This is a genomic window from Microbacterium longlingense (assembly GCF_058349825.2).
Genome location: NZ_JBYRJA020000002.1, coordinates 123756 through 139296 on the forward strand (window position 1 = coordinate 123756; position 15541 = coordinate 139296).

At 69.1% G+C, this 15541-nt stretch carries 11 protein-coding genes; 8 read left to right on the plus strand and 3 right to left on the minus strand.

Going from position 1 to position 15541, the window contains the following annotated elements:
- Window positions 1–76 precede the first annotated feature (76 nt).
- The 3 genes from AC3RXY_RS03560 to AC3RXY_RS03570 all read left to right on the plus strand — a co-directional run bounded on the left by AC3RXY_RS03560 (window position 77) and on the right by AC3RXY_RS03570 (window position 1885).
- Window positions 77–547 (plus strand): FHA domain-containing protein, encoded by a 471-nt coding sequence (locus AC3RXY_RS03560; protein WP_491509525.1) that lies wholly within the window; start codon window positions 77–79, stop codon window positions 545–547.
- On the plus strand, window positions 547–1239 hold the full coding sequence (gene ftsR, locus AC3RXY_RS03565) for a transcriptional regulator FtsR (protein WP_491509526.1): 693 nt from the start codon (window positions 547–549) through the stop codon (window positions 1237–1239). Before AC3RXY_RS03560 ends, ftsR begins: the two co-directional genes overlap by 1 nt.
- A gap of 97 nt (window positions 1240–1336) precedes the next feature.
- Window positions 1337–1885, plus strand: a complete 549-nt coding sequence (locus tag AC3RXY_RS03570) for a MerR family transcriptional regulator (protein WP_491509527.1) — start codon at window positions 1337–1339, stop codon at window positions 1883–1885.
- Window positions 1886–1964: 79 nt separating this feature from the next.
- Here the strand turns inward: AC3RXY_RS03570 and AC3RXY_RS03575 are convergent, their stop codons facing one another.
- Entirely contained in the window at window positions 1965–2774 is an 810-nt protein-coding gene (locus AC3RXY_RS03575) for a ParA family protein (RefSeq protein ID WP_491509528.1), read from the minus strand.
- A 91-nt stretch (window positions 2775–2865) separates the two neighbouring features.
- Between AC3RXY_RS03575 and AC3RXY_RS03580 the strand changes: the two genes are divergently transcribed.
- The 3 genes from AC3RXY_RS03580 to AC3RXY_RS03590 all read left to right on the plus strand — a co-directional run bounded on the left by AC3RXY_RS03580 (window position 2866) and on the right by AC3RXY_RS03590 (window position 9224).
- Window positions 2866–6273 (plus strand): pyruvate carboxylase, encoded by a 3408-nt coding sequence (locus AC3RXY_RS03580; RefSeq protein WP_491509529.1) that lies wholly within the window; start codon window positions 2866–2868, stop codon window positions 6271–6273.
- 102 nt (window positions 6274–6375) lie between these two features.
- Complete coding sequence (locus AC3RXY_RS03585; RefSeq protein WP_491509530.1) at window positions 6376–8733, plus strand: MinD/ParA family ATP-binding protein; 2358 nt, start codon at window positions 6376–6378, stop codon at window positions 8731–8733.
- Window positions 8733–9224, plus strand: a complete 492-nt coding sequence (locus tag AC3RXY_RS03590; protein WP_491509531.1) for a peptide deformylase — start codon at window positions 8733–8735, stop codon at window positions 9222–9224. The genes AC3RXY_RS03585 and AC3RXY_RS03590 overlap by 1 nt, the downstream gene beginning before the upstream one ends.
- 87 nt (window positions 9225–9311) lie before the next feature.
- Here the strand turns inward: AC3RXY_RS03590 and AC3RXY_RS03595 are convergent, their stop codons facing one another.
- A complete protein-coding gene (locus AC3RXY_RS03595) occupies window positions 9312–11138 on the minus strand; it encodes an AMP-dependent synthetase/ligase (protein WP_491509532.1) in 1827 nt (608 codons plus the stop codon).
- A 193-nt stretch (window positions 11139–11331) separates the two neighbouring features.
- On the opposite strand from AC3RXY_RS03595, the gene AC3RXY_RS03600 reads away from it, so the two are divergent.
- Both AC3RXY_RS03600 and AC3RXY_RS03605 read left to right on the plus strand, forming a co-directional pair.
- The gene (locus AC3RXY_RS03600) at window positions 11332–12015 is read left to right on the plus strand and encodes a lysophospholipid acyltransferase family protein (RefSeq protein ID WP_491509533.1); all 684 of its coding nucleotides are present in this window, start codon (window positions 11332–11334) and stop codon (window positions 12013–12015) included.
- A 66-nt stretch (window positions 12016–12081) separates the two neighbouring features.
- Window positions 12082–13419 (plus strand): class II 3-deoxy-7-phosphoheptulonate synthase, encoded by a 1338-nt coding sequence (locus AC3RXY_RS03605; protein ID WP_491509534.1) that lies wholly within the window; start codon window positions 12082–12084, stop codon window positions 13417–13419.
- Between the two features lie 151 nt (window positions 13420–13570).
- Here the strand turns inward: AC3RXY_RS03605 and pknB are convergent, their stop codons facing one another.
- A complete protein-coding gene (gene pknB / locus AC3RXY_RS03610) occupies window positions 13571–15517 on the minus strand; it encodes a Stk1 family PASTA domain-containing Ser/Thr kinase (RefSeq protein WP_491509535.1) in 1947 nt (648 codons plus the stop codon).
- Window positions 15518–15541: the final 24 nt, after the last annotated feature.

The window sequence follows — 15541 nt, forward strand, 5'->3', positions numbered from 1 at the left end:
GAGGTCATTCCCCGCCAGGAATCCGACGGGTCTGAAGGCGTTCGTCATCCGTTAGTCTTAGGGGAGGAGGGTGACCGTGGCAGAGACAGACAACAACGACGCACTGCGCCGCGATGCCGGTGCGGATTCCGGCGTCACGCAGACGTTCGGGCACGATTCCGATCTGTCCTTCATCCCGTTCGGCGTCGAGCTGACGGATGCGGAGCAGGCGGCGATCGCGGCTCTGCCCGCCGGTACCGCCCTCCTTCTGGTGCGTTCCGGTGCTCTGGCCGGCGCGCGCTACCTCCTCGACGCCGATCTGACCACGGTCGGGCGGCACCCGGAGGCCGACATCTTCTTCGACGACGTGACGGTGTCGCGTCGGCACGCCGAGATCTCCCGTGCGGGGTCCGCGTTCGAGATCACCGATCTCCGCTCGCTCAACGGCACCTATGTCAACGGGGAGCGCGTGGACCGCAGCGAGCTGCGCAACGGCTACGAGCTGCGGATCGGGAAGTTCCGCCTCAACGTCTTCGCCTCGCCTGCTGACCTCGCCGCGGAGCGGTGATGGGGGCGGCCTCCGCCCGCGAACGATCCGCCGGCTCCGGGCTGCTCGGCATCGGCCAGGTGCTCGCCCGGCTCACGCCGGAGTTCCCGGAGTGCTCGGCCAGCAAGCTGCGCTTCCTGGAGGACAAGGGGCTCGTGACCCCGATGCGCACCGACTCCGGCTACCGTAAGTTCTCCGCCGCCGATGTCGACCGACTGCGCCTGATCCTCACCCTGCAGCGCGACCACTATCTGCCGCTCAACGTGATCCGCGAGCACCTCGCAGATCTCGACGCGGGCCGCGACCCGTCCACGGGGATCCCGGCCATCCCCGTGTCGATCGCGCCTCCGGCGCGCCGGCTGAAGCGCGAAGAGCTGCTGGCGGCGGCCGGGGCGGCGCCGCAGCTGCTCAACGATGCCATCAGCACCGGGCTCATCGCCCCCGCAGAGGCCTACACCGAGCAGACGCTCGGCCTGTTGCGCGGGCTCGTCGCGCTCGAGCGCCACGGCATCGAGCCGCGTCACGTCCGCGCCCTGCGGCAGAGCGCGGAGCGTGATGTGGCGCTGATCGAGTCTGCTCTGTCGACTCTGCTGCGCCGCACAGACGCCGTCTCGCGGGGAAAGGCCGCCGAAGCCGCGCCAGAGCTGGCATCGCGCCTCGACGAGGTGCGGGTGATCTTCGTCCGCGAAGGGCTTGCGCGGCTGCTGTCATAACGAACCGGTTTCGAAAGATGCGCCGCGCCGGGCGTGTGTCATTGCTGGTGCCCCTTGGCTGCTCTACCGTGGATGAGACAACGACCTGAGGAGGGGCATGAACGCCGACGAGCTTCGCGGTGAACCGCAGTTCACGAGCGACCTTCTCTTCACGGACGGTCTGCCGGCCATGGACGACGAGGTGGGCTATCGCGGTGCGGTCGCCGCCCGCGCTGCCGGCATCACCTACCGTCAGCTCGATTACTGGGCGCGCACCGAGCTGGTCGAGCCGACCGTGCGCGGCGCGAGCGGTTCGGGCTCCCAGCGCCTCTACGGCTTCCGCGACATCCTCGTGCTCAAGCTCGTCAAGGAGCTGCTGAACACCGGTATCTCGCTCCAGCAGATCCGCACGGCCGTCGGGCAGCTGCGGGCGGCCGGCATCCGTGACCTCTCCGGCACGACCCTCATGAGCGATGGTGCGTCGGTGTACCTGTGCACGAGCAATGACGAGGTCATCGACCTCCTGAGCCGCGGCCAGGGCGTGTTCGGCATCGCGGTCGGCAAGGTGCTGCGCGATGTGGAGTCGACGCTGGTCGAGTTCGACGCCACCTCTCCCGACCCGGTCGACGACCTCGCCGCGCACCGGGCGAAGAAGCGCACGGCCTGACCGCCGCGGCCGCGCGAGCGCGGCCTCGCCCGATCCGTTGAGGAGATCCGTTGAGGATCTGCGCGGTCCTGCGCCGCTCTCAGCTGCGGGCTTCTGCGGCGACGGGGATACGGCCGGTGCGGATGATGCGGTCGAGCAGCAGATCGAAGTCGGCAGCGAGCTCCTGCGCGGAGTCGCCGGGCCAGATGTGCAGCGGCTTGGCGGCACCCTGGGCCTGCTGCAGCGAGGTGCGCTCCGGCAGCTGAGGGGACAGCACGAGCGGGCCGAACATGTCGCGCAGCTCCTTGATACGGAACTGGTGCTCGATGGACTGCGGGCGGACGCGGTTGACGACGATGCCCAGCGGCTGCAGTCGGGAGGACAGACCGCGGCGGATCTCCTCGATGGCACGCAGCGCACGGTCGGCTGCCGCCACGGAGAACAGCCCCGGCTCTGTGACGACGAGCACCCGGTCGCTCGCGGCCCACGCGGTGCGCGTCAGAGCGTTGAGCGATGGCGGACAGTCGATGAGGACGAGGTCGTACTCGTTCTCGAGGATGGCCAGGGCCTCTTCGAGCTTCCAGACGTCGCGGATCGTGGGGTGCGGGCCGTCGAAGTTGATCGCAGACGGGCTGCCGATCATCACGTCGATCGTGCCGGGGTGCGCCTTTGCCCACCCGCTGGACGTGATCGCCTGACGGATCGTCTTCTCTTTCGGGTTCTCGAGCACGTCGGCGATGTTCAGCCGGCCGGCGACCTGGATGTCCAGGCCGGTGGAGACGTCGGACTGGGGGTCGAGGTCGACGACGAGCGTCCGGACGCCCCTGGCGAAGGCCGCGGAGGCCAGGCCGAGAGTCACGGTCGTCTTGCCGACGCCTCCCTTGAGGGAGCTGACGCTGAGTACGTGCACAAGCACAAGGTTACCGTCCCCTAGGCTGGGGGCACACTCAGCCTCAGCACAGGCGTGCAATCGCGCGCCTGCCTCCCCGGAAGAGGAGCGCATGTTCACCAAGATCCTGGTTGCCAATCGCGGCGAGATCGCCATTCGCGCTTTCCGTGCCGCCTTCGAGGTCGGAGCCCGCACCGTCGCCGTGTTCCCCTATGAGGATCGCGGTTCGCTGCACCGACTGAAGGCGGACGAAGCATACGAGATCGGCGAGCGCGGACACCCCGTCCGGGCCTATCTCGACGTCGACGAGATCATCCGCATCGCCGTCGAGAGCGGTGCGGACGCCATCTACCCCGGATACGGCTTCCTCTCTGAGAACCCGAACCTGGCGGCGAAGGCCGCAGAGCACGGCATCGTGTTCATCGGGCCGCCGGCATCGGTGCTGGAGATGGCGGGCAACAAGGTCGAGGCCAAGCGTCACGCGATCGAGGCCGGGGTGCCGGTGCTGCGCTCGACCGAGGCATCCGACGACGTCGACGCCCTCGTCGCGCAGGCCGACGAGATCGGCTTCCCGCTGTTCGCGAAGGCGGTCGCCGGCGGCGGCGGCCGTGGCATGCGCCGCGTCGAGACGCGCGAGGAGCTCGCTCCCGCTCTCGCCGAGGCCATGCGGGAGGCGGGAAGCGCCTTCGGCGACCCGCGGATGTTCCTCGAGCAGGCGGTGCTGCGTCCCCGTCACATCGAGGTGCAGATCCTTGCGGACAAGACCGGTGAGACCGTGCACCTGTTCGAGCGTGACTGCTCGGTGCAGCGTCGTCACCAGAAGGTCGTCGAGATCGCGCCGGCGCCGAACCTCGATGACGAGACCCGCGGAGAGCTGCACCGGCACGCGGTCGCCTTCGCACGCTCGATCGGCTACGAGAACGCCGGCACGGTCGAGTTCCTTCTGGAGACGGCGGGGCCGCGCGCCGGCGAAATCGTCTTCATCGAGATGAACCCGCGCATCCAGGTCGAGCACACCGTGACCGAGGAGGTCACCGACGTCGACCTCGTCCGTACCCAGATGCGCATCGCGGCGGGGGAGACGCTGGCCGAGCTCGGGCTGGAACAGGATCAGATCCACCTGCGTGGTGCTGCGCTGCAGTGCCGCATCACCACGGAGGACCCGACGCAGGGCTTCCGTCCGGACACCGGGCGGATCACGACGTACCGCTCTCCGGGCGGCGCCGGCATCCGCCTCGACGGCGGCACGGTGCACCAGGGAGCGCAGATCAGCCCCCACTTCGACTCGATGCTGTCGAAGCTCACGTGCCGCGGCCGTGACTTCGCCGCCGCGGTGTCGCGTGCGCGCCGTGCACTGGCCGAGTTCCGCATCCGCGGCGTCGCCACCAACATCTCCTTCCTGCAGGCGCTCCTTGATGACCCGGCCTTCGTCGCGGGAGACCTCAGCACGTCGTTCATCGACGAGCGCCCGGAGCTCCTCGCCGGGCGGCCGTCGAAGGACCGCGGCACGAAGATCCTGAACTGGCTCGTCGACGCGACCGTCAACAAGCCCAACGGTCCGCGACCGGTGACCATCGAGCCGCGCGCCAAGCTGCCCAGGATCGACCTGCTCGCGACGCCGCCGGCCGGCAGCCGCCAGCTGCTCGTGGAGCAGGGCCCTGAGGCCTTCGCCCGCTCCCTGCGCGAGCGCTCCTCGCTCGCGGTCACCGACACCACCTTCCGCGACGCGCACCAATCGCTCCTGGCGACCCGCGTGCGTACCCGCGACCTGGTGGCCGTCGCCCCGTACATCGCGCGGATGACGCCGCAGCTGCTGTCCGTGGAGGCCTGGGGCGGCGCGACCTACGACGTCGCGCTGCGCTTCCTCGGCGAAGACCCGTGGGAGCGTCTCGACAAGCTGCGCACGGCGCTGCCGAACGTGGCCATTCAGATGCTGCTGCGCGGCCGCAACACGGTCGGCTACACGCCGTACCCCACGGAGGTCACGGAGGCGTTCGTGCGGGAGGCGGCCGAGAGCGGCATCGACATCTTCCGTATCTTCGACGCCCTCAACGACGTCGAGCAGATGCGTCCCGCGATCGATGCGGTGCGCGCGACAGGGACCGCCGTCGCGGAGGTCGCGCTGTGCTACACGGGCGACATGCTGAACCCGGCAGAAGACCTCTACACGCTCGACTACTATCTGCGCCTCGCTGAGCAGATCGTCGACGCGGGCGCGCACGTCCTGGCCATCAAGGACATGGCCGGCCTGCTGCGTCCCGCCGCCGCGGCCAGACTCGTCTCCGCGCTGCGGGAGCGGTTCGATCTCCCCGTGCACCTGCACACGCACGACACCCCGGGGGGACAGCTCGCGACCCTCCTCGCCGCGAGCGCCGCCGGTGTCGACGCCGTCGATGCGGCGTCCGCGCCCATGGCGGGCACCACCAGCCAGCCGCCGCTGTCCGCGCTCGTCGCTGCACTGGCCAACACGGATCGGGACACCGGGATCGACCTGGACGCGGTGCTCGACCTCGAACCCTACTGGGACGCCGTCCGCCGCCAGTACGCGCCTTTCGAGTCCGGTCTTCCCGGCCCCACCGGCCGCGTCTACCGGCACGAGATCCCGGGCGGTCAGTTGTCGAACCTGCGTCAGCAGGCGATGGCGCTCGGCCTGGCTGACGATTTCGAGCTGATCGAGGACATGTACGCCGCGGCGAACGCGATCCTCGGTCGTGTGCCGAAGGTCACACCGTCGTCGAAGGTCGTGGGCGATCTCGCGCTGCACCTCACCGCGGTACGTGCCGATCCGGCCGATTTCGAGGCGAACCCCGAGAAATACGATGTCCCGGACTCGGTGATCGGCTTCATGGCCGGGGAGCTCGGCGACCTGCCGGGCGGATGGCCGGAGCCGTTCCGTTCGAAGGTGCTCGCCGGCCGCGAGGTGCGGCTGGGCGACACGGCGATCTCCGATGCGGATGCCGCGGCCCTCGCGGCGAGCAGCGCGGAGCGCCGCGATGCGCTCAATCGCCTGCTGTTCCCGGCGCCGACCACCGAGTTCCACCGGGTTCGCGAGCAGTACGGCGATCTGTCGGTGCTCGAGACCGGTGACTACCTGTACGGCCTCACCTGGGGCGACGAGCACCTGGTGGAGATCGAGCGCGGTGTGCAGCTCTATGTCGGTCTGGAAGCCATCGGCGACGTGGACGACAAGGGCATGCGCACGGTCATGACCACGCTGAACGGCCAGCTGCGGCCGGTCATGGTGCGCGACCGTTCGGTCGGCGTCGAGACTCACGAGGTGGAGAAGGCCGATACGTCCAAGCCCGGGCAGGTCGCGGCGCCGTTCTCCGGCGTGGTGACGCTCAAGGCAGAGGTGGGCACGGTCGTCGCCGCCGGGGAACCGGTGGCCTCGATCGAGGCGATGAAGATGGAAGCGGCCATCACCGCACCCGTCGACGGCGTTGTGGAGCGCCTCGCCATCGCCGCCACCCAGCAGGTGGAAGCCGGCGATCTGCTCCTGGTGATCAAGCCGGCCGGCTGACCGGGGCGGCGTCCGGTTGGCCGTATCGCCGCGCGCGCATTAGCCTGGTCGGCGGCCCTCTTCTGAGGGAAAGCCGCGGAAGCGACGAGCAGAAAGACGCATGTGACCCCCAAGGACACGCTGGGAATGGCCGACGGCGACGCCGCCGATGAGGCGTTGGCTCCACTGCTGGAGCCGGCGCCTCTCGAGACGACGTCGATCGACCTGCTGGGTCTGGCGACGGCGCAGGTGCAGGTGACGATGCCTGTCGCCGACGACGATCTCGACGAAGACGATGGCGTCGTCGACGACGAGCCGCTCTCCTATGAGCCGCTCGCCGTCGCCGACGTGCCGGACCTCGGCACGACCGAGGATGCGGACGCAGACGAGGAGTTCTCCGCGGAGGACGTCGTCGCTGGGCACCTCATCGAGGTGAGCGCGGACGATGAGGCTCCGGCGCCGGTCTCCGAGGAGATCGTGATCGAGCACTCCGGTGCCATCGATCTCCCGCCTTTCCCCGTAGAGGATCTCCCGCCTTTCCCCGGGGAGAGCGAGGACGCGGAAGCCGCCGAGGAGGCGGTCGTCGCCGAGGCCGAGATCGTCGAGGACGCGGAGGCCCATCATGATGAGGGCGTTGCCGACGGCGCCGCCGCGGAGCACGACGAGATCCTCCAGCCAGAGCCAGAGCCAGAGCCAGAGCCGGAGCCAGAAGATGGGGACGACGATCTCGGCGACGATGAGATCGACGACCACGAGGCTGACGATCGTCTCCGCGACGACGACCCGGGAGACGCGGTCGTCGAGCCGGCCGTCTCGTATCCGGTGAACGACGATCTCGATGACGCCGTCGTCGTGATCGAGATCCCCGAGTCCGCTGCGCCGGTCGCCGCGTCATCCTCCGCTGAGTCCGACGAGTCCGCCGCTCCGATCGCTGAGGCGAGCAGCGAGGAGCCGACAACAGACGAGGCCGACGACGAGGCTGCGTCCATCGCACCGGTCGAGGTCGGCGCCGACGGGCCCGCTGGCCCCGGTGAGGAGACCGCCGAGGGAGCCGCGGCGGATGCCGCAGCATCCGCCGCCGTCGAGCACGCCGACCCCTTCGCCGTCTTCACGCGCCCGGAGGAACCCTTCACGCGCGCGGACGAACCGGACGTGGCCGCGGAGCGTCACGACGCTCCGCTCGACGCCGCAGAGACGGCCGGCACGTCCGACCACGTCGCTGCCCAGCCCAGACACGACCAGACCGACGAGACAGCACCGGTGGAGCGCTCTCAGCCGACGGCAGCGGAGCTCTTCCAAGCGATTCTCGAAGGCACGGCCTTCAACGCGGCGCCCGCAGAGCCGGAGCCGGAACCGGAACCTTTTCCCGAGCCGCAGCCGATTCCCGAGCCCACGCCCGAGCCGCAGCCCGAGCCCGTCGCCCCGGCCACCCGTTCGGCACGGAACACCCAGATCCCGGAGGAGGCCCCTGTGGCTCGTGAGGAGACCCCGGCACCGTTCACCGCGAAGCGCCTCGGAGACCTGAGCGAGCAGGGCGGCCAGGAGAGCGCTGAGCTGCTCACGGCCGATCGCCTCCTCGACCCGCAGCGGATCGGCAAACCGGAGCCAGAGGGCACGTGGCCGCACTTCCTCTACCGCATCTCTGGCGGCATGCTGAACATCGGCGACAGCCGCCGGGTTCGCCGCGAGAAGGAGCTGACCGGCCGCATCCGCACCCCGTTGCAGGGTCACGCCAGCTTCGTGCCGGTGCTCTCGCGCAAGGGCGGCGTGGGCAAGACCACGATCACGACGTTGCTCGGGATGGCTCTGGCCGACGCGCGGGACGATCGCGTGATCGCGATCGACGCCAACCCCGATCGCGGCACCCTGGGCGAGCGCATCGAACGTCAGAGCGAGCGGACGGTGCGCGATGTGGCACGGATGCACGAACAGATCGCGAGCTATCACGATGTGTCTGAGCTCGTCGCCCGTGACGTCACGCGCCTCGATGTGCTGGGGTCGGACGCCGACCCGCACGTGTCGGCGGCCTTCGGCGACGCCGACTATGAGAACGTCGCGCGTGTGGCGGGGCACTATTATTCGCTGGTCCTCACCGACACCGGAACCGGCATCGTCCATGCTGTCATGACGGCGACCCTTGAGCACGCCGACCGGGTCGTGATCGTCGCCGGCCTCAGCCTGGACGAGGCGCGCCTGGCCTCGGAGACGTTGAGCTGGCTGGAGAACAACGGCTACGCCGATCTCGCGCGCGACGCGGTCGTCGTGCTCAATCAGACCACCCGCACGGCGCCACCGGTGCGGGTGGAGGAGATCGAGGCGCACTTCCGCACGCGCGTCACGCACGTGCAACGCATCCCCTTCGACCCCCAGCTGGCCGCCGGCGGTGCCGTTGACTTCGCCAACCTGCAGCCGGAGACCCGTGAGGCCGCTCGCACGCTTGCCGCGCTGGTCGTGGAGTCGCTGCGCGAACGGAGCCGCTGATGACGGTTCGGGAGATCCGGGTCTTCGGAGACCCGGTGCTGCGCACGGTGTGCGCACGGATCGAGCAGATCGACGACGGCGTCCGCGCTCTCGTCGCCGATCTGCTGGACTCCGTGGCGCTGCCGGGACGCGCCGGGGTGGCTGCCCCCCAGATCGGCGTTCCGCTGCGCGCCTTCAGCTACAACATCGACGGCCGTATCGGCTATGTGCTCAACCCCGTGCTCACCGAGGTGCGGGGCGACCCGGTTCCGACGGGGGAGGGATGTCTCTCCGTGCCGGGTCTGTGGCACCCGGCGCTGCGCCACCCGTGGGCGCGCGTCGAGGGCATCGACCTCGACGGTCGTCCGCTGGTGCTTGAGGGCGACGGAATCCTGGCGCAGGCGCTGCAGCACGAGACCGACCACCTCGACGGCAAGCTCTATCTCACGCGCCTCGATCCCGAGACGCGCAAGCAGGCCATGCGTGAGGTGCGGGAGAGCTCCTGGTTCTGAGCCTCGACACTCTCCGCCCTCCGGATACGGATTCGCCCCCGCAGCCATCGGCTGCGGGGGCGAATCCGTATCCGGAGCCGGCGGGCGTCAGCCCACCGGGACGGTGGTGGTTCCGGTCGGCTGGTCGTAGATCGCGGCCACGTCGTCGGCGAAGTCCGTCATGATCACGTGGCGCTTGATCGAGAGCTTCGGCGTCAGGTGCCCGCTGGCCTCGGTCCACTCCGTCGGCAGGATCCGGAAGGTGCGGATCGACTCGGCACGGGACACTCGCGTGTTCGCCGCGTCGATGGCCCGCTGCACCTCGGCCTTGACGGCATCGTTCTGGGCGGCCTCGGCCAGGGACATCTGGGGGTCGAGCCCCTGGTTCGACAGCCAGGTCGGCAGCATCTCGGGGTCGAGCGTGATGAGGGCCGAGATGAACGGCTTCTTGTCACCGACCACCACGACCTGCCCGACGATGGGGTTGGCCCGGATGGGATCCTCGAGAGCGGCGGGCGCGACGTTCTTGCCGCCGGCGGTGACGATGATCTCTTTCTTCCGACCGGTGATGGTCAGGAACCCCTCGGAATCGAAGGACCCGATGTCGCCGGTCTTGAACCAGCCGTCGTTGAACGCTTCCGCGGTCGCCTCCGGGTTGTTCCAGTACTCCTTGAAGACGTTGATGCCGCGGACCTCGACCTCGCCGTCCTCGGCGAGACGCACGCCGACGCCGGGCAGCGCGGGGCCGACCGTGCCGATCTTCGACTTGTCCCCGCGGTTCACCGTCGCCGGTGCCGTGGTCTCGGTCAGGCCATAGCCCTCGAGGATGACGACACCGAGACTGTGGAAGAAGTGTCCGAGGCGCGGGCCCAGCGGCGCGGAACCCGAGACCGCGTAGGCGATGTTTCCGCCCATGGCCGCGCGCAGCTTGCTGAAGACGAGCTTGTCGAACAGAGCGAATCGGAGCTTGAGGCCCAGCGGGACCTTCTTGCCCTCCTCGACCAGCTGCGAGTGCTCGATGGCCGCCGCCGCGGCGGCGCGGAAGATCTTGCCCTTGCCGCCGGCTTCGGCCTTCTGCTCTGCGGAGTTGTAGACCTTCTCGAAGACGCGGGGCACGGCGAGCAAGAAGGTGGGCTTGAAGGACCCGAGCGCGGGGAGCAGCTGGCTCGTGTCCGGCTGGTGTCCGGTGCGAACACCGGAGTGCAGCGTCAGGATCGAGATGAACCGAGCGAAGACGTGCGCGGTGGTGATGAACAGCAGCGTCGAGGCGCCAGGGGTCTCCACGACGTCCTTGAGCGCCACAGCGGAGTTGCGGGCGAGTTCGACGAAGTTGCTGTGCGTGAGCACGCAGCCCTTCATGGTCCCGGAGGAGCCGGACGTGTAGATGATGGTCGCGAGATCCGACCCGACGGCGAGCTTCCGCCGTCGCTCGATCTCCGCGTCGTCGACATCGGCGCCCTGCTGGGCGAGCTGGTCGAGCGCGCCGAGGTGCATCTGCCACACGTCGCGGACCAGGGGGAGGTCGCCTCGGACCTCATCGAGACGGGCGAAGTGATCGGCCGACTCCACGATCACGCACGTCGCCCCGGAGTCCGACAGGATGTGGCGGATCTGTGCCGGCGAGCTGGTCTCATAGATCGGCACCATGACGGCTCCGGCGTAGAACAGCGCGAAGTCGACCAGGGTCCACTCATAGGTGGTCTTGGCGAGGAAGCCGACCTTCTCGCCGGGGGAGATGCCGGCGGCGACGAAGCCCTTGGCGAGTGCGATCACCTGCTTCTCGAACTCGCGCGCACTGATGTCACGCCATCCCTCGCCCTGCGGAACCGAGAACAGAGCCAGGTTCGGGGTGAGGCGGACACGCTCGACCAGGAGATCGGCGATGTTCGCGTCAGGGTCTGAGGGAACGACGGCGGGCACTTCGAACTGGACCACGGCAACTCCTTTGGTACCGGAACGGGCGATACTTCTGGAAAGTCTAGGGCACGCGGGGCCGTGGACCACCGGAAATTACTGAAATCGAGTCGCACAATCTCGGAAACTCGGTTTCACGGTGACCGGCGGGTGGCGACTCGGCGATCCCGCGGTGGTCCCGCGGACGTCGCCGGGCGGCGGTAGGATTTGCCCGGTGTTCTACTGGCTGATGAAGTACATCGTGCTCGGTCCGGTGATCAAGGCGGTCTTCCGCCCCTGGATCGTGGGGCGCCGCAATGTGCCCACGACGGGCGCTGCGATCCTCGCCAGCAATCATCTGTCTTTCGCCGACTCCATCTTCCTTCCGCTGCTGATCGATCGGCCGGTGTCCTTCCTCGCCAAGAGCGACTACTTCACCGGCCGCGGTATCAAAGGGTGGGCGACGCGCGTGTTCATGAAGGCGACCGGTCAGCTGCCGATCGACCGCTCCGGCGGCAAAGCGTCTGAGGCGTCGCTCAACACCGGGCTGCAGGTGCTCGGCCGCGGCGACCTGCTCGGGATCTACCCGGAGGGCACGCGCAGCCCGGACGGCAAGCTCTATCGCGGCCGGACCGGCATCGCCCGGATGGCGCTCGAGTCCAAGGTTCCGGTGATCCCGGTCGTGATGGTCGACACCGACACGATGATGCCGATCGGACAGCGTGTCCCGCGGGTGGTGCGCGTGGGCGTGGTGATCGGCGAGCCCCTCGATTTCTCCCGCTACGAGGGCATGGAGAACGACCGATACATCCTTCGATCCGTCACAGACGAGATCATGGTCGCGTTGCAGCGGCTCGGTGAGCAGCAGTACGACGACATCTACGCCTCGACGGTCAAAGACCGCATCGCGAGCAGCTGACCCCGCGGCTCCGCTGGGTCCCCGGCGCGTGCGTTCCCGCCCTCCGGGGACAACTAGAATGGGGGGATGTCCACCTCCCTCGATGTGCTCGACACCTGGCGCGACCTCCCGATCAAGCAGCAGCCGCAGTGGCCAGACGCTGAAGAGGTCGCGGCCGTCTCGGCGCAGATCGCGTCGCTGCCGCCGCTCGTGTTCGCCGGAGAGGTCGACAACCTCCGCGACCGGCTTGCCCGTGCCGCGTCCGGGCGGGCTTTCCTGCTTCAGGGCGGCGATTGTGCTGAGACGTTCGCCGGCGCCACTGCTGATCAGATCCGCAACCGCATCAAGACGGTGCTGCAGATGGCTGTGGTGCTCACCTATGGCGCGTCGATGCCGGTGGTGAAGATGGGTCGTATGGCGGGGCAGTTCGCCAAGCCGCGATCGAGCGATTCCGAGACCCGTGGCGAGGTCACGCTGCCGGCGTACCGCGGCGACATCGTCAACGGCTACGACTTCACCGAGGGTTCGCGCCGGGCGGACCCGCAGCGCCTGCTGCAGGGGTACCACACCGCGTCCTCGACGCTGAACCTGATCCGCGCGTTCACGCAGGGCGGCTTCGCCGACCTGCGCGAGGTGCACTCGTGGAACAAGGGCTTCGCGCAGAACCCGGCCAACCAGCGCTACGAGCGCATGGCGGCCGAGATCGACCGTGCGATCAAGTTCATGGAGGCTGCCGGGGCCGACTTCGACGAGCTGCAGCGCGTCGAGTTCTACACCGGGCATGAGGGTCTGCTGATGGACTACGAGCGCCCGATGACGCGCATCGACTCGCGCACCGAGACGCCGTACAACACCTCGGCGCACTTCCTCTGGATCGGTGAGCGCACGCGGGAGCTCGACGGGGCGCACATCGAGTACTTCTCGAAGATCCGCAACCCCATCGGCGTCAAGCTGGGGCCCACGACGACGCCGGAGACGGCGATCGAGCTGATCGACAAGCTCGACCCCGAGCGGGAGCCCGGTCGTCTCACCTTCATCACGCGCATGGGTGCCGGCAAGATCCGCGACGCCCTCCCGCCGCTGCTGGAGGCGGTCCGCGACGCGGGCGCGACCCCGCTGTGGGTCACCGACCCGATGCACGGCAACGGCATCACGTCCGCCACCGGCTACAAGACCCGCCGCTTCGACGACGTGGTGGATGAGGTGCGAGGCTTCTTCGAGGCGCATCGCGCGGCCGGGACCTTCCCCGGCGGCATCCACGTCGAGCTCACCGGCGACGACGTGACCGAATGCCTCGGCGGCTCGGAGCGCATCGACGAGGAGGGCCTGGCCACGCGGTACGAGTCGCTGTGCGACCCGCGCCTGAACCACATGCAGAGCCTCGAACTCGCCTTCCTCGTCGCGGAGGAGCTGGAGAAGCGCTGAGCGCGACGAAACGCTGATGCCCGGAGCCGCTGGCTCCGGGCATCAGCGTTTCCGCGTGTGCCGTCGCCCGTACGCGCGCTGCCGGAGGGACGAGCTGAATGCCCGGGGCCGGCGCCCTCGCACGGGTCAGCTCAGCCGGAAGAAGACCTGCTCAACCGAAAGCCGTGATGATCAGGTTCACCCGAGACCCGGGCAGCACGAGGGAGCCGACCTCCGGATCGGTGTGGCTGACGTTGGTCAGGCCATTGGGGAACGGCTCCCACAGCAGCGAGTAGGACACCGAGAAACCGAGCGCCTCCAGCTGGGCGACCGCCTCGTCGCGATGCAGTCCCGTGACGTCGGGGATCGCGATCGGCTCCGGGCCGTCGGACACGATCAGCGTCGTCGAGTCGCCCGGCCGCCAGTTTCCGCCGCCCTCCCGATCGGTCATCCCGATGACCCGCCCCTTGTCGACCTCGTCGCTGTACTGGAGGATCGACTCGGTGGTGACGCTGATCTGCTTGCCCGCGAGCGCCGCCGCAGCGTCGACGGCGGTCATATCGTGCACATCGGGCAGCGAGCCGAGCGAGACCATGAGCGCGACGGTGTCGTTCTCGAACAGCGAGCACCCTTCGGCGCAGTCGTAGGAGTCGGCCCCCTCAGCCTGGGGAATGGCTGTCGCGTTGATCACGATGCCGTCCTCCGCGCCCGAGTAGAGACGCAGCGCATCGCCGATCTTCACGTTGTGCTCGGTGAGATACGCGGTCGCCTCCTCCTCGGTCATGCCGAGGAGGCTGTCGATGTCGTGCTGGGCGGGCCCGGTGGACACCAGGACGGTCACCTCGGTGCCTTTGTCGCGGCGATCGCCGGGCCCGGGGTCTGTGCTGATGACGATGCCGGGTTCGACGTCGATCGAGCTCGCCTCGCCCCGCACGGGTACGAACCCCTCGGCCTCCAGAACGGCGGCGGCGTCGTCGAAGGTGCTTCCCTGCACGTCGGGGACCGCGACCAGCGAACCGGGACCAGAACCGAACCACCAGCCTGCTCCGCCCGCGAGGGCGGCGAGCAGCAGCACGAGCAGGACCAGCACGCCGCCGCGGGTCTTGCGCTGTGCTGCGCGGCGGCGCAGCAGCATCGCGTTGTCCGCGGGCGGTTCGTGAACGGGGGCGGCGGTCGCCGTCATACCCGTGCTCGGGAGCACCTTGGTGAGGTCGGCGGAGTCCGAGCGCTGATAGGAGGCGGTGGCGGTGTGCGGCGTGGCCTGCGGGACCACCCCGAGTTCCTTCTCGATCTCGCGCAGGCGGTCGAGCATCTCCTGGGCATCGCGCGGGCGATCGTCCGGGGTCTTCTCCGTGGCCCACAGCACGAGCTCGTCCAGCTGCTCCGGCACGCCGGGGTTGCGGGCGCTCGGGCGGGGGACGGAGTCCGTGGCGTGCTGGAAGGCGATCTGCATCGGCTGCTCGCCGCGGTAGGGCTGCTCCCCGACGAGCATCTCGTAGAGCATGATGCCGAGCGCGTAGATGTCGCTGCGGGCGTCTGCGGTGCCACGGGTGACCAGCTCCGGCGCGAGATAGGCGATGGTGCCCATCAGCTGGGCTCCGCTGGCGGTGTTCGCCGATGTGGCGCGGGCCAGGCCGAAGTCGCCGATCTTGATGCGGCCGTCCTCGGCGAGGAGCACGTTCTCCGGCTTCACGTCGCGGTGCACGATGCTCGCGCGGTGCGCCGCCGCGAGACCGGAGAGCACTGCATCCATGATCGAGATGGTCTGCGGCACCGTCAGGCGGCGCTGCTCCCGCAGCAGCTCGCGCAGCGTGATGCCGGGCAGGTACTCCATCACGAGGTAGGCCAGCTCGCCGTCCTGCCCCTGATCGAAGACGTTGACCACGTGCGGATCGGACAGTCGGGCCGCCGCCCGCGCCTCCTGGATGAACCGGCTCTGGAACACCGAGTCGTCGCTGAGGTGCCCGTGCATGACCTTCAGGGCGATGCGGCGCTCGAGCCGCAGGTCGGTCGCGACGTAGACCGTGGCCATGCCGCCGCGGGCGATCCGGGCACGCACCCGGTAGCGGCCGTCGACGAGCCGCCCGATGAGCGGGTCGGTCTGCTGGCTGATGGTCACGGGGAAAGTCTAGGGATCGCAGGG

Coding starts and splice junctions, on each gene's coding strand:
- ftsR (WP_491509526.1), top strand. CDS start 547: ATGGGGGCGGCCTCCGCCCGCGAACGATCCGCCGGCTCCGGGCTGCTC.
- AC3RXY_RS03570 (WP_491509527.1), top strand. CDS start 1,337: ATGAACGCCGACGAGCTTCGCGGTGAACCGCAGTTCACGAGCGACCTT.
- AC3RXY_RS03580 (WP_491509529.1), top strand. CDS start 2,866: ATGTTCACCAAGATCCTGGTTGCCAATCGCGGCGAGATCGCCATTCGC.
- AC3RXY_RS03590 (WP_491509531.1), top strand. CDS start 8,733: ATGACGGTTCGGGAGATCCGGGTCTTCGGAGACCCGGTGCTGCGCACG.
- AC3RXY_RS03605 (WP_491509534.1), top strand. CDS start 12,082: ATGTCCACCTCCCTCGATGTGCTCGACACCTGGCGCGACCTCCCGATC.